This window comes from Mycobacterium sp. 48b, assembly GCF_048282725.1.
In the GTDB taxonomy this organism is placed as follows: Bacteria; Actinomycetota; Actinomycetes; order Mycobacteriales; family Mycobacteriaceae; genus Mycobacterium.
In genome coordinates, this window is record NZ_JBLVUL010000001.1 from 895,601 (window position 1) to 917,554 (window position 21,954).

Genomic DNA, 21,954 nt, shown 5'->3' on the forward strand with positions numbered 1-21,954 from the left:
CAGCGAGTCAGGCGGCCTTGTCGGTGTCTGCCCCGCGGTCCGACTCGTGTTCGGGCTTGGCCTCGCGCTTGGGCTTCGGCTTGAACGAGTTCCTGACGTTCTTCGCCACGTCCGACACGGCGTTACGCACGTCGTCGCGGCGTTGTGCCGGGGTGCGCTTGACCGGCTTCTTGGGGACGTCGGCCTCGTCGGTCGTCTCGTCCTTCGGTTCGACGATCTTGGGGGCGAGCTTGGGGGCGATCTTCGGGACGTCCTTGTTCACCGCGTTTCGCTCGGTGGGCCCCGACGTCGTAGAAGGTGATGCGGTGGAAGGCAATCCGTCCTTGAAGTTGTCGGCACCTTCCTGGATGGCCCCGGGCAGAGCGTTCACGGTTTCGATGACGCGTTTCGGCGGGGTGATAAGCGAGAAGCGGGTCGGCGTGGCGGGATCGGAGTAGTCCCGGTCCGTGTAGCCCATGTCGACGGCGAGCTTGAGCGTCGGCTCGATCGCGCCGAGCACCGGTTCGGTGAACGCGGTGGCGTTGAGGGCGGTGGAGAAGTCGCGGAACGGCTGCAGCAACGGCAGGTGCTCGGTCTTGACCAGAATGTAGGTGTCCGTGCCGCCACCGGTCGTGCTCACCGGTGTCACGATGATCGCGTCCGGATCGTTGAGGTCGGCCGCGTCCGGGGTGGGATCGCCGTGCAGGTAGATGAACCCGGCGGCGGCGTTGGCCAGCGACAGCGGGTTGGCATAGGCCGGGAAGTCACCGACGGGGTCGTACTCGATGGTGATGAAGGTTTCGTCGTACGGCGACTGTTCGGCGGCGCCGGTGCTGGTGAACCCGAGGAGTCCGAGCGGCCCCAGATCCGGGAAGCGGGCGTAGATGCCGCCGTTGGGAACGGTCGGCGCCGCGATGTACACGAATTTCAGCGTGCCGGTGCCTTCGCCGCCCTGGGCGTCGAGTTCACGCTTGTACTTCTCGGCGACGATGGTTCCCTCGGAGTAACTGACGATGTAGACCGTCCCGCCCGCACCCACCCCGGTACGGGCGGCTTCGACCTGGTCGATCAACGGTTGACGACCGTCGGCCACACTGGTGTCGATGGGCAGGGTGGCCGAATAGTGGACCGGGTAGTACCGGTCATCCGCAGGCCCGGCGTACCCGCCGTTGTACGGCACGTAATTGCCGCCGAATTTGTCCGGGATCCGCGCACCCAGGGTGTCGTCTTTCCCGCCCACGCCGACCACGGCGACGGTGCCCGGCAGGGTGGCGGCCAGTGCGTCGGCGACATGCCCGAAGGTGAGCACCGCCGCCATGCCTGCGGTGGCTCCGGCCACGGCGGCAGCGGATGAACGCGCTCGCTTGCGGTGATCGGCCACGGCGCACCTCCGGTCGTCCGATGCAAAGTGACTGAGAACGGAGTGTGGGCCCGGGTTCAGTCCGGGCCCACACTATGCCAGTTATTTGCTAGATGTCAGCTTTTTGTTACGGGCAGGCGACTTCGAGCTCGAAAGACTTGGTCACCGGGTTCATTCCGTCCACACCGGTCGCGTCGCCCTTGATCGTGTATTTGTTGCCATCCTTGGTGGCTTCGGCGCTGCCGCCGGGCACTCCGGGGGTGTAGCCGAGGCTCACGCCGTCGATGTTGCCCAGGGCCACAGCGGTCACCGACGGCTTGTCGCCCTCGCCGAGGGTGGCGCTGACCCCGGACATGCCCTGTCCCACCGTGAGGGTGACGTTGCCTGCGACCGTGGCGCACACGACCGTGCCTTCGAGCTGCTGCTCCTTGCCGTCGATGGTGACCCGGGCGGTGCCCGAGCCGGTTGTCGCCTTGGCGTCGCCGGACTCGACCGAGGCCGACGCGGACGCCGACGCGGTGGCCTTCGTGTCGGAGTCTTTCTTGTCGCTCGACGAACAGCCAGACAGGCCTGCGATGACGATCGCGGCGCCGCCTACGGCTACCAGGAACTCACGCTTCACCACTGCTCTCCTCACGGTTGTGCAGCCCGTCGCAAGTGGCGGACTGTCAGGCAGAAGTATTGGGGTTGGTGCAGGTCGTGGGCGCGGATTTGGGCGAATTGTTCGTAGCGGTGACGGTGCGCTCGTATGTTCGGCGTCATGCAGATACTGCGCACGCCCGATGCCTGCTTCGGTGAGTTGCCCGAATTTCCTTACTCGCCAGAGTATTCCGATGTCGACGACGGCGACGGTGGCCGGCTGCGGATGGCCTGGGTGCAAGCCGGACCGCTGGATGCCGACCCGATCCTGTTGTTGCATGGGGAACCATCCTGGTCTTTTCTCTACCGGCGGATGATCCCGATCCTGGCCGCGGCCGGGCATCGGGTGGTCTGTCCGGACCTGGTCGGCTTCGGCCGGTCGGACAAACCCGCCCGCATCGAGGACCACAGTTATGCGCGGCACGTCGAGTGGATGCGCGCGCTCGCGTTCGACGTCCTCGATCTGCGGCGGGCGACGTTGGTCGGTCAGGACTGGGGCGGACTGATCGGGTTGCGCCTGGCTGCCGAACATCCGGACCGGTTCGCTCATATCGTCGCGGCGAACACGGGGCTGCCGACCGGCGACATTCCGATGCCCGAGATCTGGTGGCAGTTCCGCACGGCCATCCAGAACCTGCCCACGATCGACGTCGGCAGGTTCGTCGCCTCGGGTTGCCGCCGCCCGGTCAGCGACGAGGTCCGCGCGGCCTACGATGCGCCGTTCCCCGACGACTCCTACTGCGCGGGTCCGCGCGCGATGCCGGGTCTGGTGCCCACGGGCCCCGATGATCCGGCCTCGGCAGCCAACCGGTCGGCATGGAAGGTCTTGTCAGCCAGTCAGACTCCGATGCTGGTGGCTTTCAGCGACAGCGATCCGATCACCGGCGGCATGGCGCCCATCTTCAAGCGGGAGATGCGTGGCGCGCAGGGGATCGACCATCCGGTGATCGGCGATGCCGGCCATTTCCTGCAGGAGGATGCCGGCGAGGAACTCGCCGAGGCGATCGTCGAGTTCCTCGCCGACCGTGTGCCTACGGGCAGGTGACCGCGATGTCGAACGGCATGTCCACCGGCGTGCCCGGCTCGTTGGGGTCGATGCCCATGCCGGTGCCGGTGATCGTGTAGCCCTTGCCGTCGCGCGCGGCCACGACCGGTGCGCCGGACAGGCCGGAGAGATAGGTCAGCGAAGCGCCCTCGCCGTTGACGTCGCCGATGTTCACCGACTGCACCTCGGGGGCCTCGCCGTCGGTCAGCACCACGGAGGCCGGCATCTTGCCCTCGATGCCGATCGTGGTCAGTCCGTCCTTGGTCTCGCAGCTGACGCTGGTGACGGGGCCCACGTCGTTGGGACCGAAGGTCGCCCGACCCTGGCCGGACTTCGTGGACGAACCCGATTCCTGCGACGAGCATCCGGCGACAGCGGCCAGACACACGGCAAATCCGGTGGCAATGACAATGGGGCGGCTCATGACCAAATTCACGTCCGCAGTATGGTCGCGTCCGCCCCCATGACGGAAATCGGACGCGCATCCGGTTGAATACGTGGTGTGGACCAGCCGTATTTCACCGTGGAGGCCGAGTTGCCCGGCCGACGCGGCCGGGTCGGGACCATTCACACTCCGCACGGCGATATCCACACCCCGGCGTTCATCGCTGTCGGCACCGCGGCCACCGTCAAATCGGTGCTTCCCGAGACCATGAAACAGCTTGGCGCCCAGGCCGTCCTGGCCAATGCGTACCACCTGTACCTGCAACCGGGCCCGGACGTCGTGGCCGAGGCCGGCGGACTCGGGGCATTCATGAACTGGCCCGGTCCGACCTTCACCGACAGCGGCGGCTTCCAGGTGATGTCGCTGGGCGTCGGGTTCAAGAAGGTCCTGGCCATGGACACCGAGCGGCTGCAGACCGACGACATCATCGCCAAGGGCAAGGAACGGCTGGCCGTCGTGGACGACGACGGCGTCACGTTCCGCTCCCATCTGGACGGTTCCAAGCACCGGTTCACCCCGGAGATCTCGATCGGCATCCAGAACAAACTCGGCGCCGACATCATCTTCGCGTTCGACGAGCTCACCACGCTCGTCAACACCCGCGCCTACCAGGAAAGTTCGGTGCAACGCACCCATGAGTGGGCGGTGCGGTGCCTGGCCGAGCACCACCGGCTGCAGGGACTCTCACCGGAGCGGCCCCGGCAGGCGCTGTTCGGCGTGGTGCAGGGCGCCCAGTACGAGGATCTGCGCCGCCAGGCCGCGCGCGGCCTGGCCTCGATCGGGCAGGAAGCCGGGCCCGCCGAGGGACTGAGCTTCAACGGCTACGGCATCGGCGGCGCGCTGGAGAAACAGAACCTGGCCACCATCGTCGGCTGGGTCAGCAGCGAGCTGCCCGCGGACAAGCCCCGGCATCTGCTCGGGATCAGCGAGCCCGATGACCTGTTCGACGCCGTGGCCGCCGGAGCCGACACCTTCGACTGCGTATCGCCGTCGCGGGTGGCGCGAAATGCGGCGGTGTACTCGGCGACCGGGCGGTTCAACATCACCGGGGCCAGGTACAAGCGGGACTTCACCCCGATCGACGCCGAATGTGATTGCTACACCTGCGCCAATTACTCGCGCGCCTATATCCGGCATCTGTTCAAGGCCAAGGAGATGCTGTCGGCGACGCTGTGCACGATCCACAACGAGCGGTTCGTGATCCGGCTGGTCGACCAGATCCGGGCATCGATCGTGGCCGGTGAGTTCGACGAGCTGCGGGCACATGTGCTCGGCCGGTACTACGGGGTGCCCGTCAACTGACCGGCCCTCACTTTGTCACGCTGGCGTGGCATTCGGCGACGGCAGCCACTCTGGCGTGACGGTCGGTGGCGCTGAGCAGTAGCGCGACAGCGATCGCGGCGGCGGTGACGGCTGCGGTCGCGGGCCAGCCCAGCCACCCGACAGCGGCCGCGCCGAATGCGGTGCCCAGGCTGCCGCCCACGAAGTAGACCACCATGTAAGCGCTGTTGAACCGTGCCGGTGCGGCGGGATCGATGGTCAGAACCGTGCTCTGATTGGCCACTTGGGCGGCGAACAGTCCGGCGTCGAACACGGCCAGGCAGACGAGGGTGACAACGGTGTTCGACAGGCAGCCGGCAAGAACGATCGCGCCGAGGGCGGCGATGAGCAGTCCGATCACCATGACCCGGCGTGCGCCGACCCGGTCGGTCCACACGCCTGCGATGCGCGTGGCGACAATGCCCAGAAGACCGGCAAGGGCGTAGAGGCCGATCCGTTCGGCCGAATAGGAGTACGGCGGCTGTGCCAGCGCGACAGCGAGGCCGGCCCACACCGCGCAGAACGAGAAGAACCACAGCGCGCCGCGGACCGCGGCGATGCGCAACACCGGGAATCGCAGGTACAGGCCGGGCAGTCCACGGAGCGTCTCCAGATAGCTGTGCGTGGAAGAACCAGCTGTGGTGGGCAGGGTCCGTGATGCGACCAGTGCGACGACGAGGCACGCGAGTGCGAACCCGAGCAAGCCCGCCCGCCACCCCACCACTTCCGTCAGCCAACCACCGACGATGCGGCCGCCGATGATCCCGGCCGAGATACCCGCCGTCACAATTCCGAGTGCGGTGGCCCGACTGCCGTCGGGGACGAAACGTGCGGTTGTCGAACTCAACTGGGCGCCGACCGTCGAACAGGCGCCGATCACCCCGATGGTGAGCCCCAGAATCCACAGGGTGCCTGCGGCGGCGTTGGTTGCCAACGCCACGGCCAACGCGCCGAACTGCGCGGCGAGTACGCGATTGGGCGGGAATCGGTCGACCAGCGGTACGAGCACCGCGAGCCCCGTCAGATAGCCGATGGGACCGCATGCCAGCGCGATACCGACGTGGGCGACCGAGGTGTCAAGACTGCCGGCGACATCGGACACCGCAGGTTGCAGTGGATAGATCGCGGCAGTGCCGAGGGCGGCGGCAATCGCCATGAACCACACGGTGATTCGGGTCATTTGAGGCTGCGCTGTCATGCTGGTGACGCTATGAGCGGCCAGGTCAGCGTGCTGGCGGAAATCGGACCATGCGGTGTGGGAGAGTGACGCCATGCCGGAAGAGCTCACCGCCGAACAGGCCGCTGCGCGCCTGGCGACCGCCGACACACTCGGGATCCCGCTTGGGCCCGGCCAGCCGCCGGCATTCCTGCGCGCACTCGGGGAGCGCACGGATTGGACGGACCTGCGTGTCTACGGCGCACTGCTCGGAGTCGGGACCGAACTGTTCGCCCGGCCGGGTGTCCGTTACCTGTCCGGCTTCTTCGGTCCCTTCGAGCGGATCTTGCGGGATATGGGCGCCGACGTGGAGTTCGCGCCCGCGGATTTCCGTCGGTTCGCCCCGTTGCTCGAGCGTCAGGCGCCGCGCGTGATGACGACCGTGGCGGCGACTCCCGACGCGGATGGCTGGTGCTCGCTGTCGCTGCACGCGGGTGCCACCGTCGGCGAATTGCGCCGCGCGGGCGCCGATCCGCAGCGGTTGCTCGTCGTCGAGGCCTCCGACGCCTATCCACGGACATTCGGGCTGGACGGGTATCGCCATGCGCTGCACGTCGACGAGATCGACATCCTCGTGCACTCGACCGACGCACCGCTCGCGCTTCCCTCGGCATCGCCGACCGACGTCGACCGGGCGATCGCGAGGCATGCCGTCGAATACATCCGGCCCGGCGCGACCCTGCAGACGGGTATCGGCTCGATTCCCAGCCAGATCGCCACGCTGCTGGCCGAGGGCGACGGGGGCGGGTACGGCCTGCACAGTGAGATGTTCACCGACGGGTGTATGCAATTGCACCGTGCGGGCAAGGTCACCAATCTCGGCAAAGGCCTGTACGACGGTGTGAGCGTGACGACCTTCGCATTCGGCTCGTCCGACCTCTACGCGTGGCTCGACGGCAATTCCGACGTCGCGTTCCTCCCCGTCGAGATCGTCAACGCGCCGGAGGTGATCGGTGCCAACAACGACATGGTCACGATCAACGGCGCGCTCGCGGTCGACGTCCAGGGTCAGGTCGTCGCCGACACCATCGCAGGCGACCAGTTCAGCGGTATCGGCGGCGCCGAGGATTTCGTCGCCGGCGTCGGTCTCGAGCTGTCGGACCGCTCGTTGATCTGCCTGCCCTCCACGTTCGAGAAGGACGGCGTGCTGCAGTCGCGGATCGTGCCGTGGTTCGGCCCCGGCGCCGTGGTCACGACGCCGCGGCATCAGGTGGACGTGATCGTCACCGAGTACGGCGCAGCCGAATTGGAGGGTAAGACGGTCCGCGAGCGCGGCGAGGCGCTGGCCGCGATCGCCCATCCCGAGTTCCGCGGCCAGCTGCTGGCCGCCGCCGGGCGCGCGGCGCAGGGCCGTTCGCCCGTTCTGTAGCGCCCGCGCCGCCGACCGGATAACTTACAGTTTGTAAGTTGATCGACGAAGGGGTCGCAGCATGGGGGAGCGCTACGTGGTGATCGGCGGCGGGCTGGCCGGCCTGGCCGCCGCGGTGTGGCTGAGCGAAGCCGGAAAGAGCGTCACCCTGTTGGAACGCCGCGGTCAGCTCGGCGGGCGCACTCACGCGATGCGCGCCGAAATCGCGCAGGACACACCCGACAACGGCCAGCATGTGGTGGCCAGCGGATATGAGCACCTGTGGCGCTACCTCACCAGTGTGGGCACCCGGCAGTTCATCGCATTTCCCAAGAGTTCGACACTGCGCTGGCCCGACGGACGCAGCACCACCATGCAGACGACCGGCCTCGGCGCGATCCGCACGCTGTTCGGGGTCCATCCCGACGCAGGCGTGGCCGACCGGCTGCGAGCGGCCCGCGCCACGCTGCGGTTGGGTTGGCAGGCGTTGCATCAACCGGCCGACCTGGCGGACCTGAGCACCGAGCAGTGGTTCGATCGGGTGGGTATGCCCGCCCCGGCGCGAGAAGCGTTGTGGGACTGGCTCGCACTGGGGATCGCAGCCGAACCGGTGGCACGTGAATCGGCCAAGGTGTTCGCCAACGTGATGGCCACCGGCTTCCGGCTCAGCGTCAAACACCGCACCCCGGTCACCATCGGTTACCCCACGGTGGATCTCGACACGCTCTACATCGCCGGGGCGTTGAGGGTTTTCGAGGAGCGCGGGGTCGATGTCCGCTACCGCTCGGTGGCCCGAAAGATCGTGATCGACGACGGCAGGGTCACCGGCATCACGCTGTCCGACGGCTCGCACATCCCCGCCGACGCCGTGGTCTGCGCAGTGCCCAACTCGAACATCGCCGGCCTGCTCGACGATCTGCCCGAGCATCCCGAGATCTATGCCGCGGCAGACAAACTCGGCTACACCCCGATCGTCAGCACCAACCTGTATCTGGACCGGCCGTTGGGTACCGAATCGGCGTTCGAGGGGCTGATCGGCGGAACCGGGGTGATCGACGAGGTCTTCGACCGCCAGATCATGCACGGCCGCAACACCGACCGGGCCTGGCTGTACTGCCTGACCACCAGCGGCGCCTACGAGCAGATCCACAAGAGCAACGACGAGATCGTCGAGGAGCAGCTGGCGCTGCTGCGTCGGTACTACCCGGCGGCGCGGGACGCGAAAGTCGTTCAGGCACAGGTGGTCAAGATGCCCAAGGCAACGTTCTCCCAGGTTGTGGGCACGGATGCATTGCGGCCGCCGCAAGAGACCTCGGTGCCCACCCTGGTGCTGGCAGGCGACTGGACCGCCACCGACTGGTCGGCCACCATGGAGAGCGCGGTGCAGAGCGCTGCCAGGGCCGTGGACCTGCTGCTGGGCCGGAAATGATCCAGCGCCGCATGTCCGGCGCCGAGCGCCGGGCGCAATTGCTCGACATCGCCCGCGATATCGTCGCCGACGGCGGCTACCCGGAGTTGACCATCGAACGTGTCGCGAGCCGATCGGGTGTCACCAGGCCTGTGGTCTACCAGCAGTTCACCGACCTGGCCGGGCTCACCACCGCGCTGCTGGATCGTGAGTCGGCGATCGCGTTCGCCGGAATGGGCACGGTGGACCAGCCCGATCTCGATCCCGAGCAGCTCGGCCGCGGCATTCTCGACTACCTGCAGGCCGCGCCGACGAGCTGGCGCATCATCTTGCGGCCGCCCGACGGCGTGCCCCCGCAGGTACGTGAGCGCGTCGAGTTGGGCCGCACCTACGCCAGGAAGGTCGGCGCCAGGCAGTTGTCCCGCGCGGCGGGCGTGGACATCGACCCGGACGGGACGACCGTACGAATCCTGTTGTCCGCCATAGAAGAACTTGCCCGGTTGCATCTGGAGGACCCCCAGGGCCATCCGGACGAGGAAGTGCTGACCCATCTGCGCTCGCTCGTCGCGTGGGCGGTGGGCACCGCGCGAAAGACTACAGCGGGTTGAGGATCCGCTGCAGGAACTGGCGGGTGCGTTCTTCCTTGGGGTCGCCGATCACCGCGGCGGGCGGCCCCTGCTCCAGGATCACCCCGCGGTCGGTGAACAGCACCTGATCGGAAACCTGTCTGGCGAACTGGATTTCGTGCGTGACGATCACCAGCGTCCAGCCTTCGACAGCCAGGTCCCGGATCACCGCGAGCACCTCGCCGACCAGTTCCGGGTCCAGTGCCGAGGTCGGCTCGTCGAACAGTACGACCTTCGGTTTCAGCGCCAGGGCCCGGGCGATGCCGACGCGCTGCTGTTGGCCGCCGGAGAGCTGGTAGGGATATTTGTCCCGTTGGTCGGCCAGGCCGACCTGGCCCAGCAGTTCGGTGGCCTCGGTGAGCACCTCCTCGCGTGGGCGCTTCTGCACCACCAGCGGGCCCTCGGTGACGTTCTGCAGGACGGTCTTGTGCGGAAAAAGGTTGTGGGATTGGAACACAAACCCGCTCTGCGCCCGGTAGCGGCGCAGCTGGTCCTTGGGCACCGGCTCGGAGAAATCCAGTTCGGTGTCGCCCACCCGGATCACCCCGGAGTCGGCGACGTCCAGCGCGTTCAGGGTGCGCAGCAGCGTGGTCTTCCCGGAACCTGACGGGCCGATCACCGTGGTCGCGGTGCCCCGCGGCACGGTGAACGACACCCCCTTGAGCACCTGGAAGTCACCGAAGGCCTTGTGCACATCGGTGGCGACGATCCGGTCTTCGCGTTCTGTGGTCATCGCGCAACGTGCCTTTCCAATCGGCGTTCCAGGCGACTCTGGCCGAACGACAGCACCAGGCAGATCACCCAGTAATAGATCGCGGCGGTGCCGTAGAGGGCGAAGAACTCGAACGTCGGCGCCGCGATGATCTGGGCCTGCCGCAGCAGCTCGGTCACCAGGATGGTCGAGGCCAGAGACGTGTCTTTGACCAGTGATATCAGCGTGTTCGACAGCGGCGGTACCGCCACCCGGGCGGCCTGCGGCAGGACGATGCGCCGCAGGGTTCCGGTGTAGTTCAGCCCGATCGTCTCGGCGGCCTCCCACTGGCCCTTCGGGATGCTCTGGATCGCCGAGCGGATGATCTCAGCCGCATAGCCGCCGACGTTGAGACTGAAGGCGATCACCGCGGCGGGGAACGGGTCGATCTTCACCCCGAACTCGGGCAGCGCGAAGAACACGATGAACAGCTGCACCAGCAGCGGCGTCCCGCGGATGATCGAGATGTAGAACCGGGCGATGTTGCTCAGCACCACATTCGGCGACAACCGGGCCAGCGCCACGGCCAGTGCGATGACCAGGCCGATGGCGAAGCTGATGATCGTCAACGGAATGGTCATCGTCAGAGCGGCTTTGGCCAGTGGCCACAGATTGTCGGCGATGAGTTGCCAGGTCGACCGGACAGCCGGGGCACCTTCCGCAGGTGCCCCGGACGCATTGGCCTTGAGGTAGCGCTGCGAGATGGTGGCCAGCGTGCCGTCGGCCCGCAACTCGTCGAGCGCGGCGTTGAGTTCGGGCAGCAGGCCGCTGTCCTTGCGCGCGGCGAAGCCCTGTTCGCTCTTCTCTCCGACGGTGCCCGCGATCTTCACCGACGTGTCGTTGGTCTCGGCCAGATACGCGTAGACCGCGATGCTGTCGTTGACCACGACATCGACCCGGCCCTGGTTGAGGAGCTTGATGGCCTGGGTGAACCCTTCGACCGCCTCCACCCGGGCGCCGGCCTTGCGGGCGATCTCCGACCAGTTGCTGGTGGCGTTCTCGGCGGCGACCTTGCCCTTCAGATCCGCGAGGGACTTGATCGAGTCGTCGTCGGCGCGGGTGACGATGACGCCCTCGCCGACCGAGTACGGCTGGGACAGGTCGTATTTGGCCTGCCGTTCCGGCGTGATCGTGACCTCGTTGGCCACCACGTCGAACCGGTTGGCCTCGAGCGCGGCAAAGATCGAATCCCATGGTGTTTCGACGAATTCGACTCTGACACCGAGTTTGTCGCCCACCGCACGGGCGACGTCGACGTCGTAGCCGACGAGCTGACCGGTGGCGGTGTCGTGATAGCTGAACGGCGAGTAGACACCTTCGGTGCCGACCCGCAGCACACCGGCCGATTTCAGCGGATCGTCGGTATCGCCGGGTTTCGGCCCGCACGCGGCCAGCATTACCGCGACGATCAGGAGGAGTCCCAGCAGCGGAATTCGTCGGGAGCGCACGGCCGGACGCTAACAGGGGTGCGGGAGGTTCTGCAGGTTTCTGCTCAGCCCGCCTGATATATCCATGGATGCCGGGGCAGCCTCGCCGGGTCGAACCGGTCCAGCATGCCGTCGAGGCTCAGTGCCGGCCAGCCCAGCGATGCACTGATCTGCTGCAGGGCCCGCTCGACGCCGATCTCGGCCAGCGTGACCGCGCCGTCGCGTTTGGCCAGCCGGGCACCGTCCTCGTTGAGCACCAGCGGAACGTGGGCGTAGACGGGTTCCGGATAGTCCAGCACCCGGGCCAGATACGCCTGGCGCGGGGATGAACTCAACAGATCGTCGCCGCGCACCACCTGGTCGATGCCGCCGGCGGCATCGTCGACCACCACGGCCAGGTTGTAGGCGGGCACGCCGTCACCGCGGCGCACCACGAAGTCGTCGATGATTCCCGTATAGCTGCCGTGCAGCAGGTCGGTGACGGTGCCGACGAAGGTGTCGGTGCGTAGCCGCAGGGCCGGCGGGCGGCCGATTTCGGCGCGGCGCTGCGAGCGCTCGGCCTCGGTGAGGTCCCGGCAGGTGCCCGGGTACGCGCCCTCGGGAGCGTGTGGGGCCCGCGGAGCCTGGGCGATATCCTTTCGGCTGCAATAGCATTCGTACAACGAGCCGTCGGACAGCAGCTGTTCGATCACCGCGTCGTAGCGGTCCTGATGACTGGTCTGCCATTGCACCGGCTCGTCCCAGGTCAATCCGATGGCGGCCAGATCGGAGACCTGCCGCGCACCGACCTCGGGGAATGTCCGGTCATCGAGGTCCTCGACCCGCAGCAGGAAGCGCCGCCCGGTGGACCGGGCGAACAACCAGGCCAGCACCGCGGTGCGCAGGTTACCGATGTGCAGGTCGGCCGACGGGCTCGGCGCGAACCGCCCGGCGGGGGTGAGGCTCACGCCCGCAATCTAGCTAATCGCGGTCCCAGGGCGCGGTCTCGCCCATCTTCTCGTAGTACTTCGCCAGGTGGCTTTTCACCCGGTCGATGTCGTCTTTGGGGAGATCGACCCCACCGCGGGCGCCGTCCATGATCCCGCCCGCGGCCATCACACCGCGGGGCACGGCTTCGAGCTTGCCGCCGACCACGTCGGCGATCAGCAGCTTGTATGCGGTGAAGTTGTCCTTTTTGTCCTTGTCGTACCAGACATGCGCGTCGCGGTACTTCTCGTTGGGCTCGTCCTGCGCGTCGGCCCATTTGCGGACCCGTTTGTCGGCGGCGTCGCCGTCCCACTCCCGGCCCCGGTCCGCCAGCGGCAGGTCCTGAAATGCGGTTACAGACATGCTGTTGGCATGCCCGGCTGCGGGCGGCGGTAAACCCGCCACTCACGCACTACACCGGCGCTCCAGCGCTTCGATCACGGCCGGGCAGATGTCGACTCCGTACAGATGCTCCATCGCCTGCAGGCCGCCCGGGCTCTCGGCGTTGATCTCGATGACCTTGTCGCCGACCATGTCGATGCCGACGAAGAACATCCCATCGTGCGCGAGTTTGTCGTGCATGGCTTCTATCACCGCGCGCTGCTTGTCGGTGACCTTTTCGGGTTGAACTCTGCCGCCCTTGCAGATGTTGGCTCGCGGGTCGTTTCCGTCCGGCACCCGCCGGAAAGCGGAGGGATATCCGTCTACCTCGATGGGCTCTCCGTCGAGCAGAAAGATCCGCATGTCGCCCTTCTCTGCGCCGTCGACGTATCCCTGGGCGTAGATGTAGCCGTCTTCGAGCACCGACTCCATCATCTGGTTCAGGTTGGGCTCGTCGTCGCCGACGATCATGAACACGTTGCGCCCTTGCGCGCCGCACAGCGGTTTGATGATGGACCGGCCTTCGGAGGAGATGAAGTTTCGGACGTCGTCCACGTTCTGCGTCACCAGGGATCGCGGCCGGATCTGCGCGGGGAACTCGTCGAGGTAAACCTTGAGCGCCGCACGCATGAGCACTGCCGGGTCGTTGACGACGGTGACGCCGTGCGCGACGAGTAGCTGACCGAACATGGAACCCAAGCTGCTGGCCCATGGCCGATCGTGTCGATCCTCGACAGAGTCGTTCCTCAGAAACACGGCGTCGAGTTCGTCCATGCGGATGTGCTCGGCCGAACTCTCCTTCATGCGATCGACGAACGCGGTCAAAGTGTCCTTGTCCCGGGCGATGCCGGGACGTGCATGCGCCCCGATCTCACCGTCGGGTTCGCCGATACTGACGTCGCTCAGCCCGACGTACCAGACCTCGTGGCCCATCAGGGCGGCCGCCTTCGCGAGGCGGGTGGTCGCATACTCGTCGACCTCGGTCTCCGCGCGATTGACCAGAAATGCAATCCTCATGCGGCCACATCCATTTCGAGTAGGTCGGCGGCGCTCATCCCGCCACGCATGCGCTCGAGCCGCACTTCTGCCCCGGGCACAGACAGCCAGCGTGGGCGCGCCCGCGGAGGTTCGAGAATCCCGTGCTGAATCAATTCCTCCACGAGCGGCGCGTGGTCGAGTGAGAGCTTCCCGACGAGTAGGGGATCGATGCTGCGGCCTTGGGCGAAGTATCCGAGGACTCGTTCGATACCGCGCAGATAGATGATGTCCTTCGTCGAGCCTCCGCCGTATGTCACGCGGCTCGTCACCGACCACGCGGTGCGGGGTGCGAAGCCATGGACGTCGGTCAGGTGTTTGAAGATCTCGATGAAATCTGCGTGCGCCAGCATCATGGATGCCGCCTCGACTCGTGCAGCCAGGACCCGCATGCGTCGGGGATCGAGCCCGCCGACGACGTACTCGGCCAGCACGGCCAGTCCTTCCTGCGCCTCCTCGTACAGCGGTAGCCCGACGGCCAGGAGACCCAAGGGCTGCGCTTCGCCGTTGCGATAGGTGAGCACGTGGGTTCCCACCTCGTGCTGGATCAGTGGCTGTACCCGGTTCGCGCGGAAGGAGGCAGTGGCAGGGATGTATAGCCTCCCGAACGACACCATCAGATCGGCGACGTCGTCGCGCACTTCGACCGCTACGGGAAACTGCGGATAGGCCGACTCCAGTTCCGCACGTGCCGCTTGCGCGAAGTCCATGGCGGTGACGCTGGTCGACGTGATCGGTGGCGGATCGATGAGCTCCAGCAGTGAGCGAGCTGTCGTGCACAGCGAGTCACCTGGTTCTCCGTAGAGCTGCAGCGCGCCGTACCGGAACCGCGACGTGCCTCGGTCCTCGATCAGAGTGACCTGCCGCGCGATCTCGTCGCGTTTCGCACGGAAGAGGGAGTTGAGCGCCGGGTTCTCGACCACCTCGATCTCCACTCCGTAGAGGTCGCGTCTGACCAGATCCGGGTCGAAGTCCAGCGGTCTCGACTGCAGGGTGGGTACCGACTCGAACCCCGAGCGCGCGAAATCCCGCCACGCCTCGGCTCCGTTGATCGGAGTGACGTTGAGCAGGAAGTTGAGCTCGCGCTCGATCTCCGTCAGGCGTGCATCGACGTCCAAGACTTCCTGCGCAAGGGGCGAAGTTCGACCCACCTGCTATCGATACCCAATTGTCGATGCCGTCAATCTGGTGTTCGAAGCTCTTCCCGCTAACGTTCAGGAAATGGCAGAGCGGAGAATCACCGGCGGCACGATCCAGGTCGACCATCAAGACGGGCTGGTGCGCGCGCGGGGGGTGCGCTACGGCGCCGCCAGACGATTCGAGGCTGCCGGACCCCCGCCGGCCTGGTCGGGCGTCCGTGACGCGACCCGATCGGGTCCGGCCTGCCCGCAGCGGCCGTCGCGGCTGGGCTGGGTGACCGGCGACGCACTCGCGGGCCTGTCGACAAACGAGAACTGTCTGGTGCTGACCGTCACGGCCCCGGCCGATGCGCACCGGCTACCGGTCATGGTGTGGTTCCACGGCGGTGCGTACGTCGCGGGAAGCGGGGAGTCGGCCAAATACGACGCCGGTGCCCTGGCCCGGGCCGGCAACGTGGTGGTGGTCAACGTCAGCTACCGGCTCGGCATCTTCGGGTACCTGGCGCCGCCCGGGGCGGGCGAGGACAACCTGGGCCTGCGCGATCAGATCCTGGCGCTGCGTTGGGTGCACGACAACATCGCCGCGTTCGGCGGCGACGCCGCCAACGTCACCGCGTTCGGTCAGTCGGCCGGCGCGCATTCCGTCTGGTCGCTGATGCTGTCCGACGAGGCCGACGGGCTGTTTCACCGCGCGATCCTGCAGAGCGCCCCGCTGGAGCTGGACGACGGCCGCGACGACATGGCCCGGGCGATGGGCTCGGCGATGGCCACCTCTCTGGCCGGTGCAGATCCGGCCGAGGCCAGCATCGAACAGCTGCTCGCCGCAGAAGCAGCCGCCGTCGCCGCTGCGCAGGGCTTCGGCCTCCTGGGTGGACTCGCGTTCGCACCGCGGCTCGGCCGGGCCGCCCTGCCTGCACCCGCAGACCTACCCGATGCCATCGCCGCCGCCGCGGGACGCATCGAACTGCTCATCGGCTACACCAAGGACGACGCGGCGCCGTTCGTGGCGATGGACCCGCGGGTGGCCAGGCTCAACCGGGTGCCGGTCCTCGGCAGGCTGGCCGTCCGGGCGGGTTCGAAGACGGTCACGAAGCAGGCGTTCTCCGGCCCCGCCGAGCGCCTGGCCGCGGCCTGGCGCACGCACGGCGGCCGGGTGGGCACCTATCGCTTCGACTGGACACCGGCCCGTGCCCCGCTGGGCGCCTGCCACTGCATGGAATTGCCCTTCCTGTTCGGCTCGCCGCAGACCTGGGCGGATGCACCGATGCTCGGCCCGCAGCGGGCGATCGACAACCAGCTCGCCGCCGAAATGCGCACTCGCTGGACACAATTCGCGCACCGCGGAGTCGAGTCGCTGCCCGCGCCGACGCTGCGGTTCGGCTAGCGGGCCGGTGCCATCCCCGGATCGGGCGCAGGAGGAAGCGGTGCCGCAGACGTCTTGCCGGTGGGCGGGGGAGCGCCCTTGTCGATGTCGATGGTGCCCGTGTACTCACCGTCGGTGTACTGGTCACTGTGCCAACCACCGTCGACGTCCTTGTAGTCGCAGCTGGAGTACTGGTGCCCGTTGACCGACGACGTGTTGTACGTACCGCCGGCGTCTTTGCATTCGGCCTTGATGGTGCCCTCCGGGATCGCATTCGCCTCCGGCGCGGTCAACACGAACGCGCCCAGCATGACAGGCATCGCGGCCCACCGGAGAAAAGTTTGCTTGCTCTTGCAAAAAGTGCCCGGTCCAGACATGCTTGCCGCCTTCCGGCTCGGTACCGAACTGCGCAAACAGGCCGCCATCCGGCGTTGCGGCGCAGATAACCAACTATCGCACGGAATTTGCTCAGTGTTACCGGCATATCTGTAGTCGGCCGGATCCGGACGTTCGACGCCGCGCGGCGTCGGGCCCCGATTCCGCACGCGCCCGGGCGAATCATTGGGGCAGCCTGACGAGGGCGCCGAACGTAGGTGCCCTTGATAAGGTTTCGGCAAAATTCGGACTCGGTGGTGTGATGGCGATTATGGGCGCAGTCCCGTCTCTACGTGGCCGCGTCAGCGAATGCGCGGCACTTCGAGCATTGGTGTCGGGCGGCCGTTCCGGCGGCAGCGCGGTGCTGGTGGTGCGCGGCGAGGCGGGCGTCGGGAAAACGGCGTTGCTCGACTACGTCGTCGAACACGCACCGGGGTTCCGGGTGACCCAGGTGGCCGGCGTCGAATCCGACATGGAACTGGCCTTCGCCGGATTGCATCAGCTGTGCGCGCCGCTGCTGGATCATCTCGACAAGCTCCCCGAACCGCAGCGCGACGCGCTCTCGGTGGCCTTCGGCCGTGGCGTCGGCCCTGTGCCGGACCGGTTTCTGGTCGGTCTGGCGGTGCTCACCCTGTTGGCTGCCGCTGCCGGCAGGAAGCCACTGTTGTGTGTGATCGACGATGCGCAGTGGCTCGATCAGGTGTCGGTGCAGACCCTGGGTTTTGTCGCGCGGCGGCTGCTGGCCGAACCGGTCGTCTTGGTGTTCGCGGCCCGCGACGATCGCGACGGCAGCGGCGTCGACGTCCTTCCCGGCCTGCCGGAATTGCGGCTCGAAGGTTTGTCGGACACCGATGCCAGGGACCTCCTGGACTCGGTGGTTCTGGGGCGGCTCGACGAGCGGGTCCGGGATCGGCTGATCGCCGAAAGCCGCGGTAATCCGCTGGCGCTGCTGGAAGTGCCGCGGAATGTCTCGGCGGCCGAGCGGGCCGGCGGCTTCTGGATCGCCGGGACGCGGCCAGCGGTCGGGCAGGTGGAGGAGGGCTTCGTCCGCCGAATCCAGTCGCTGCCCGCGGACACCCGGCAGTTGGCGCTGCTCGCGGCGGCCGATCCGGTCGGTGACCCGGTGGTGTTCGCGCGTGCCGCAGGGCATTTGGGGATCGGCATCGATGCGCTGGCCCCGGCCGAGGCCGCCGGGGTGATCGAGTTCGGCCCCCGTATGCGGTTTCACCACCCGCTGGTCCGGTCGGCGGCCTACCGGGCGGCGGATGTGGCCGACCGCCGGGAAGTACACCGCGCCTTGGCTCTTGCGACCGACCCCGACCTCGACCCAGACCGCCGCGCCTGGCACGCGGCCAACGCGGCGGCCGGTCCCGACGACGCGGTGGCTGCAGACCTGGAAGCCTCGGCCTGGCGGGCCCAGAGCCGGGGCGGGATCGCCGCCGCGGCCACCTTCCTCGAGCGGGCGGCGGTCCTGACCGCGGATCCGGCCCTGCGCAGTTCCCGGGCGATCGCGGCGGCTTCGGCCAAGCGGGACGCGGCCGCGCCCGAGGCTGCCTACGAGCTGCTCTCGCTGGCCGAACTGAGCCCGTTGACCGAATTGCAGCGGGGCCAGGTTGCCCGGTTGCGCGCGCAGATGGAGTTCACCCGCAGCCGGGGCGGTCTGCCCGGGGCACCGCCGGTTCGTCATGCCGCAGCACTGCTGCTCGAGGCGGCCAAACGGCTGGAGAACCTCGACGACGAGCTGGCCCGGGAGACCTACATCGAGGCGCTGGCCGCCGCGATGTTCGCTTCGCGCAGCCAACCGGAAGCCCTCGTGGTGGCCGCCGAGGCGGCGCGCGCCGCAGTCGAAAGGGTCGAGGCGCCGTCCGGGCCCATCGATCTACTCCTCATCGGTATGGCGAACCTGATCACCGATGGACTGCCCGCGGCGGCCGAACCCCTGCGCACCGCGTTGGAGCTGTGGAGTGAACACACCCGACGGCACGACGGCCGGGCGTTGCGCTGGTTGGCATTGGCCTTCCCGATCGTGCACGAATCCGCTGCCCATGAGATCTGGGACGACGAGCTGGTCGACCGGCTGGCCACCGACATGATCGGCTACGCGCGCGCCACGGGCGCGCTGGCGATCCTGCCGCCGGCGATCGCCTACCAGGCCGGGGTCCAGACGCATAAAGGCGAATTCGTCGCAGCTGCAAGACTTATGGAGGAGGCCGACTCTATCTCGGAGGCGATCGGCCACCGTCCGATGAAGTACCACAAGGTGGAATTGGCTGCCTGGCGCGGCGATCTCGACGAGGCCGGCGACCTCATCGAGGCGGGTATGGCCGAGGGGACCGCAAAGGGCGAGGGCCGACTGCTCGGGGCTGCCGGCTACGCCGCCGCAGTGCTCTACAACGGCTTGGGCCGCTACGAGGAGGCCCTGACAGCTGCAAAGCAGACGTGCGAATTCCACGACATCGGGTTCTACTGCTGGACCCTGATCGAGCTGGCAGAGGCCGCGATGCGGGTCGGCGAGCGGGATGTCGCCGAGGACGCGGTGCGACGATTGGAGATATGTACGGAGTCCAGCGAAAGCGATTGGGGGCTGGGAGTATTGGCCGCGGCCCGGGCACTGGTGGCCGATGACACCGAGGCCGACGTCTTGTTCAAGGAGTCAGTCGAGCGCCTGAGCCGAACTCGGATCGGGGTGCAGTTGGCGCGGACCCATCTCCGTTACGGGGAATGGTTACGTCGGCAGAAGCAACGCACCAGTGCCCGCGAGCATCTCAACGCCGCCTACGAGATGTTCACCAAGATGGGCGCCACCGGGTTCGCCGAGCGGGCCCGGCGTGAGCTGACCGCCACCGGGGAGAAGGTGCGCAAACAGCCGATGGCCTCAGGTGACGTGTTGACGGCCCAGGAAGCTCAGATCGCCCAGTTGGCTCGTGACGGGCTGACCAATCAGGAGATCGGCGCGCAGTTGTTCATCAGCACCCATACGGTCGAATGGCACCTGCGCAAGGTCTTCGTCAAGCTCGGTGTCCGGTCCCGCAGGCAGCTGCGATCCGTGTCTTGGACCAGCTGAACCACGGGTTTTCAAGGGTCCCAAGCCTGACGGCGGCGGCGAGGCTGGACCGCATGGCGACAATCCTGCTGCAAACCACGATCACAGCGAATCCCGACGATTGGGATGTCAGCCGGTTCTCGATGCTGGCCGCCGAGCTGCGAGCGGACGGCCACGAGGTGCTGGCCCGTAACCGGACTGATCATGCCGGGCAGGATCCGGTGCTCAGCCATCTCGACGAGCTCGGGTTCGACCAGCTGTGGTTGATGGCCGTCGATGTGGGCAATGGACTGACGGCCGACGAATGCGCGGCGATCGGCCGGTTCCGCAGGCTCGGCGGCGGGGTGCTCACTGCCCGTGATCATCAGGACCTGGGCAGCTGTCTGAAGGGACTGGGATCCTTGGGGCAGGTCAACGAATTCCACGACGCCAGCTTGGATCCGGCGTCGCGCTGCGACGACCAGGGCAATCCGGACATCTCGTGGCCCAACTACCACTCGGGCGCCAACGGCGACTACCAGCCGGTGCTGGCCGACGAGCCCGTGCACCAGCTGCTGCGCACCGCCCGGACCGCCACCGGCCGCATCGAGTGGTTCCCGGCTCACCCGCATGAGGGCGCGGTTTCGGCACGGGGGCCGTTCGCGACGGTAGTGGCTCAGGGTCGCAGCACCGCCACCGGCAGGCTGTTCAATCTCGCGGTGGCGCTCGACGGTGAGCGCACGCCGGAGGGCAGGCCGATGGGGCGAGCCGTTGCCGAGTCGACCTTTCACCACTTCGCCGACTACAACTGGGACCTGGCACATGGGGCGCCGTCGTTCGTCACCGATCGGCCCGGCTGGCAGATCGGGGCGGATCCGTCCCGTCTGGGCGTGTTCAAGGATTACGTCCGCAATCTCGCCACCTGGCTGCAACCGGCGGACCACTACTGACTGGGGAGCAGGCCCGGGATGATGTCGTTGAGCCCGAAGGTGACGGGCTGCTCCAGCTGTTCGTAGGTGCACGAGCGTGGTTCCCGGTCGGGCCGCCAGCGGTTGAACTGGGCGGTGTGCCGGAAGCGCCGGCCCTCCATGTGGTCGTAGCGGACCTCGACGACGCGTTCGGGTCGCAACGGCACGAAGGACAGGTCCTTGCCTGCGTTCCAGCGGGAGCCGCCGCCGTACTTGCGCGCGAGGTCCGGATCGGCTGCCACCTGGGCCGCCCAGTTCCACGGGTGATCGTCGAAACTGGTGACCAGGGGCTGCAATTCGGTGAACAGGGCCCGGCGTCGTTCCATCGGGAAGGCACCGATGACGCCGACGGATGCCAGCTCACCGTCATCGGTGTAGAGCCCGAGCAGCAGCGAGCCGACCGCGTCGGGGCCCGACTTGTGGAGCCGATAGCCGGCGACCACGCAGTCGGCGGTCCGCTGGTGCTTGATCTTCACCATCACCCGCTTGTCGGGCTGGTAGGTGAGGGTGAGCGGTTTTGCGATCAGCCCGTCGAGCCCGGCTCCCTCGAATTCGTCGAACCAGCGCCGCGCGGTCGCCGGATCGGTGGTGGCCGGGGTGAGATGGAACGACGGGCCCGGACCCAGCGCGTCGACCAGGGCGGCACGACGTTCACCGAACGGGCGTCCCATGAGGTCGTCGTCGCCCAGTGCGAGCAGGTCGAACGCGATGAAGCAGGCGGGTGTCTGTTCGGCCAGCAGCCGCACCCGCGAGGCCGCCGGATGCAGACGCAGTTGCAGCGCCTCGAAATCCAGGCCGCGGTCGGTGGGCAGGACGATCTCGCCGTCGACCACGCACCGCGGCGGGAGTTCGGCCTTGGCCGCCTCGACGAGTTCGGGGAAATACCGGGTCATCGGTCGCTCATTGCGGCTGCCCAGTTCGACTTCGTCGCCGTCGCGGAATACCAACGCCCGGAAGCCGTCCCATTTCGGCTCATAGGACGCGTCGGGTGGTATCACGGTCGCCGGCTTGGCCAGCATCGGCGACACGGGCGGCATCACGGGTAGCAGCATGAATCCGGATCTGGGTGTGGAGTGGGCAGTTTGTGGCTATCCAGTATGCGCGACACAGTCCGGCCGAGTCGCGAGACAAGAGCGGGAGC

20 protein-coding genes are annotated in these 21,954 nt (G+C 67.5%); 8 read left to right on the plus strand and 12 right to left on the minus strand.

Annotated elements, in window-relative coordinates:
- Positions 1 to 7 precede the first annotated feature (7 nt).
- A complete protein-coding gene (locus tag ACNQR1_RS04235; protein WP_418044307.1) occupies positions 8 to 1,360 on the minus strand; it encodes a PE-PPE domain-containing protein in 1,353 nt (450 codons plus the stop codon).
- 106 nt (positions 1,361 to 1,466) lie between these two features.
- A complete protein-coding gene (locus ACNQR1_RS04240) occupies positions 1,467 to 1,961 on the minus strand; it encodes a lipoprotein LpqH (protein WP_418044308.1) in 495 nt (164 codons plus the stop codon).
- Between the two features lie 138 nt (positions 1,962 to 2,099).
- Between ACNQR1_RS04240 and ACNQR1_RS04245 the strand changes: the two genes are divergently transcribed.
- Positions 2,100 to 3,023, plus strand: a complete 924-nt coding sequence (locus ACNQR1_RS04245; RefSeq protein ID WP_418044310.1) for a haloalkane dehalogenase — start codon at positions 2,100 to 2,102, stop codon at positions 3,021 to 3,023.
- Here the strand turns inward: ACNQR1_RS04245 and ACNQR1_RS04250 are convergent.
- Complete coding sequence (locus ACNQR1_RS04250; RefSeq protein WP_418044312.1) at positions 3,010 to 3,447, minus strand: lipoprotein LpqH; 438 nt, start codon at positions 3,445 to 3,447, stop codon at positions 3,010 to 3,012. The two genes, ACNQR1_RS04245 and ACNQR1_RS04250, sit on opposite strands and share 14 nt — an antisense overlap.
- 78 nt (positions 3,448 to 3,525) lie before the next feature.
- Between ACNQR1_RS04250 and tgt the strand changes: the two genes are divergently transcribed.
- The gene (gene tgt / locus ACNQR1_RS04255) at positions 3,526 to 4,770 is read left to right on the plus strand and encodes a tRNA guanosine(34) transglycosylase Tgt (RefSeq protein ID WP_418044314.1); all 1,245 of its coding nucleotides are present in this window, start codon (positions 3,526 to 3,528) and stop codon (positions 4,768 to 4,770) included.
- Between the two features lie 7 nt (positions 4,771 to 4,777).
- On the opposite strand, the gene ACNQR1_RS04260 is transcribed toward tgt, so the two are convergent.
- The gene (locus ACNQR1_RS04260; protein WP_418044316.1) at positions 4,778 to 5,986 is read right to left on the minus strand and encodes an MFS transporter; all 1,209 of its coding nucleotides are present in this window, start codon (positions 5,984 to 5,986) and stop codon (positions 4,778 to 4,780) included.
- 73 nt (positions 5,987 to 6,059) lie between these two features.
- Here ACNQR1_RS04260 and ACNQR1_RS04265 point away from each other — a divergent pair, with 73 nt between their 5' ends.
- The 3 genes from ACNQR1_RS04265 (at position 6,060) to ACNQR1_RS04275 (ending at position 9,368) form a co-directional block, all read left to right on the plus strand.
- Positions 6,060 to 7,373: an acetyl-CoA hydrolase/transferase family protein gene (locus ACNQR1_RS04265; protein ID WP_418044318.1), complete on the plus strand. Its 1,314-nt coding sequence runs from the start codon at positions 6,060 to 6,062 to the stop codon at positions 7,371 to 7,373.
- Between the two features lie 61 nt (positions 7,374 to 7,434).
- Positions 7,435 to 8,781: a hydroxysqualene dehydroxylase HpnE gene (gene hpnE / locus ACNQR1_RS04270; protein ID WP_418044320.1), complete on the plus strand. Its 1,347-nt coding sequence runs from the start codon at positions 7,435 to 7,437 to the stop codon at positions 8,779 to 8,781.
- Positions 8,782 to 8,792: 11 nt separating this feature from the next.
- A complete protein-coding gene (locus tag ACNQR1_RS04275; protein WP_418044322.1) occupies positions 8,793 to 9,368 on the plus strand; it encodes a TetR/AcrR family transcriptional regulator in 576 nt (191 codons plus the stop codon).
- On the opposite strand, the gene ACNQR1_RS04280 is transcribed toward ACNQR1_RS04275, so the two are convergent.
- From ACNQR1_RS04280 to ACNQR1_RS04305, 6 genes are all read right to left on the minus strand, one after another.
- Positions 9,355 to 10,119, minus strand: a complete 765-nt coding sequence (locus tag ACNQR1_RS04280) for an amino acid ABC transporter ATP-binding protein (RefSeq protein WP_418044324.1) — start codon at positions 10,117 to 10,119, stop codon at positions 9,355 to 9,357. The genes ACNQR1_RS04275 and ACNQR1_RS04280 overlap by 14 nt on opposite strands.
- Positions 10,116 to 11,534 (minus strand): ABC transporter permease subunit, encoded by a 1,419-nt coding sequence (locus ACNQR1_RS04285; protein WP_418050271.1) that lies wholly within the window; start codon positions 11,532 to 11,534, stop codon positions 10,116 to 10,118. Before ACNQR1_RS04285 ends, ACNQR1_RS04280 begins: the two co-directional genes overlap by 4 nt.
- Before the next feature lie 95 nt (positions 11,535 to 11,629).
- Positions 11,630 to 12,511, minus strand: coding sequence for a tRNA glutamyl-Q(34) synthetase GluQRS (gluQRS, locus tag ACNQR1_RS04290; RefSeq protein WP_418044326.1), 882 nt, complete (start codon positions 12,509 to 12,511; stop codon positions 11,630 to 11,632).
- A 13-nt stretch (positions 12,512 to 12,524) separates the two neighbouring features.
- Positions 12,525 to 12,893, minus strand: coding sequence for a hypothetical protein (locus ACNQR1_RS04295; protein ID WP_418044328.1), 369 nt, complete (start codon positions 12,891 to 12,893; stop codon positions 12,525 to 12,527).
- Positions 12,894 to 12,935: 42 nt separating this feature from the next.
- Positions 12,936 to 13,928: a hypothetical protein gene (locus ACNQR1_RS04300; protein WP_418044329.1), complete on the minus strand. Its 993-nt coding sequence runs from the start codon at positions 13,926 to 13,928 to the stop codon at positions 12,936 to 12,938.
- Positions 13,925 to 15,097, minus strand: a complete 1,173-nt coding sequence (locus tag ACNQR1_RS04305) for a flavohemoglobin expression-modulating QEGLA motif protein (protein WP_418044331.1) — start codon at positions 15,095 to 15,097, stop codon at positions 13,925 to 13,927. Before ACNQR1_RS04305 ends, ACNQR1_RS04300 begins: the two co-directional genes overlap by 4 nt.
- Before the next feature lie 70 nt (positions 15,098 to 15,167).
- On the opposite strand from ACNQR1_RS04305, the gene ACNQR1_RS04310 reads away from it, so the two are divergent.
- A complete protein-coding gene (locus ACNQR1_RS04310; protein ID WP_418044333.1) occupies positions 15,168 to 16,469 on the plus strand; it encodes a carboxylesterase family protein in 1,302 nt (433 codons plus the stop codon).
- Here ACNQR1_RS04310 and ACNQR1_RS04315 read toward each other — a convergent pair.
- Positions 16,466 to 16,768, minus strand: a complete 303-nt coding sequence (locus ACNQR1_RS04315) for a hypothetical protein (protein WP_418044335.1) — start codon at positions 16,766 to 16,768, stop codon at positions 16,466 to 16,468. The genes ACNQR1_RS04310 and ACNQR1_RS04315 overlap by 4 nt on opposite strands.
- 317 nt (positions 16,769 to 17,085) lie before the next feature.
- Between ACNQR1_RS04315 and ACNQR1_RS04320 the strand changes: the two genes are divergently transcribed.
- Both ACNQR1_RS04320 and ACNQR1_RS04325 read left to right on the plus strand, forming a co-directional pair.
- Positions 17,086 to 19,887: a helix-turn-helix transcriptional regulator gene (locus tag ACNQR1_RS04320; RefSeq protein WP_418044337.1), complete on the plus strand. Its 2,802-nt coding sequence runs from the start codon at positions 17,086 to 17,088 to the stop codon at positions 19,885 to 19,887.
- Between the two features lie 53 nt (positions 19,888 to 19,940).
- Positions 19,941 to 20,795: a hypothetical protein gene (locus ACNQR1_RS04325; protein WP_418044339.1), complete on the plus strand. Its 855-nt coding sequence runs from the start codon at positions 19,941 to 19,943 to the stop codon at positions 20,793 to 20,795.
- Here the strand turns inward: ACNQR1_RS04325 and ACNQR1_RS04330 are convergent.
- Positions 20,789 to 21,865 (minus strand): ATP-dependent DNA ligase, encoded by a 1,077-nt coding sequence (locus tag ACNQR1_RS04330; protein WP_418044341.1) that lies wholly within the window; start codon positions 21,863 to 21,865, stop codon positions 20,789 to 20,791. The two genes, ACNQR1_RS04325 and ACNQR1_RS04330, sit on opposite strands and share 7 nt — an antisense overlap.
- Positions 21,866 to 21,954: the final 89 nt, after the last annotated feature.

What these genes read in the sequence shown, in the direction of transcription:
- ACNQR1_RS04245 (WP_418044310.1), top strand. Translation starts at nt 2,100, where the DNA reads ATGCAGATACTGCGCACGCCCGATGCCTGCTTCGGTGAGTTGCCCGAA.
- ACNQR1_RS04250 (WP_418044312.1), bottom strand. Translation starts at nt 3,447, where the DNA reads ATGAGCCGCCCCATTGTCATTGCCACCGGATTTGCCGTGTGTCTGGCC.
- ACNQR1_RS04260 (WP_418044316.1), bottom strand. Translation starts at nt 5,986, where the DNA reads ATGACAGCGCAGCCTCAAATGACCCGAATCACCGTGTGGTTCATGGCG.
- ACNQR1_RS04265 (WP_418044318.1), top strand. Translation starts at nt 6,060, where the DNA reads ATGCCGGAAGAGCTCACCGCCGAACAGGCCGCTGCGCGCCTGGCGACC.
- hpnE (WP_418044320.1), top strand. Translation starts at nt 7,435, where the DNA reads ATGGGGGAGCGCTACGTGGTGATCGGCGGCGGGCTGGCCGGCCTGGCC.
- ACNQR1_RS04275 (WP_418044322.1), top strand. Translation starts at nt 8,793, where the DNA reads ATGTCCGGCGCCGAGCGCCGGGCGCAATTGCTCGACATCGCCCGCGAT.
- ACNQR1_RS04280 (WP_418044324.1), bottom strand. Translation starts at nt 10,119, where the DNA reads ATGACCACAGAACGCGAAGACCGGATCGTCGCCACCGATGTGCACAAG.
- ACNQR1_RS04285 (WP_418050271.1), bottom strand. Translation starts at nt 11,534, where the DNA reads ATGCTGGCCGCGTGCGGGCCGAAACCCGGCGATACCGACGATCCGCTG.
- ACNQR1_RS04295 (WP_418044328.1), bottom strand. Translation starts at nt 12,893, where the DNA reads ATGTCTGTAACCGCATTTCAGGACCTGCCGCTGGCGGACCGGGGCCGG.
- ACNQR1_RS04300 (WP_418044329.1), bottom strand. Translation starts at nt 13,928, where the DNA reads ATGAGGATTGCATTTCTGGTCAATCGCGCGGAGACCGAGGTCGACGAG.
- ACNQR1_RS04310 (WP_418044333.1), top strand. Translation starts at nt 15,168, where the DNA reads ATGGCAGAGCGGAGAATCACCGGCGGCACGATCCAGGTCGACCATCAA.
- ACNQR1_RS04315 (WP_418044335.1), bottom strand. Translation starts at nt 16,768, where the DNA reads ATGCCTGTCATGCTGGGCGCGTTCGTGTTGACCGCGCCGGAGGCGAAT.
- ACNQR1_RS04320 (WP_418044337.1), top strand. Translation starts at nt 17,086, where the DNA reads ATGGCGATTATGGGCGCAGTCCCGTCTCTACGTGGCCGCGTCAGCGAA.
- ACNQR1_RS04325 (WP_418044339.1), top strand. Translation starts at nt 19,941, where the DNA reads ATGGCGACAATCCTGCTGCAAACCACGATCACAGCGAATCCCGACGAT.
- ACNQR1_RS04330 (WP_418044341.1), bottom strand. Translation starts at nt 21,865, where the DNA reads ATGCTGCTACCCGTGATGCCGCCCGTGTCGCCGATGCTGGCCAAGCCG.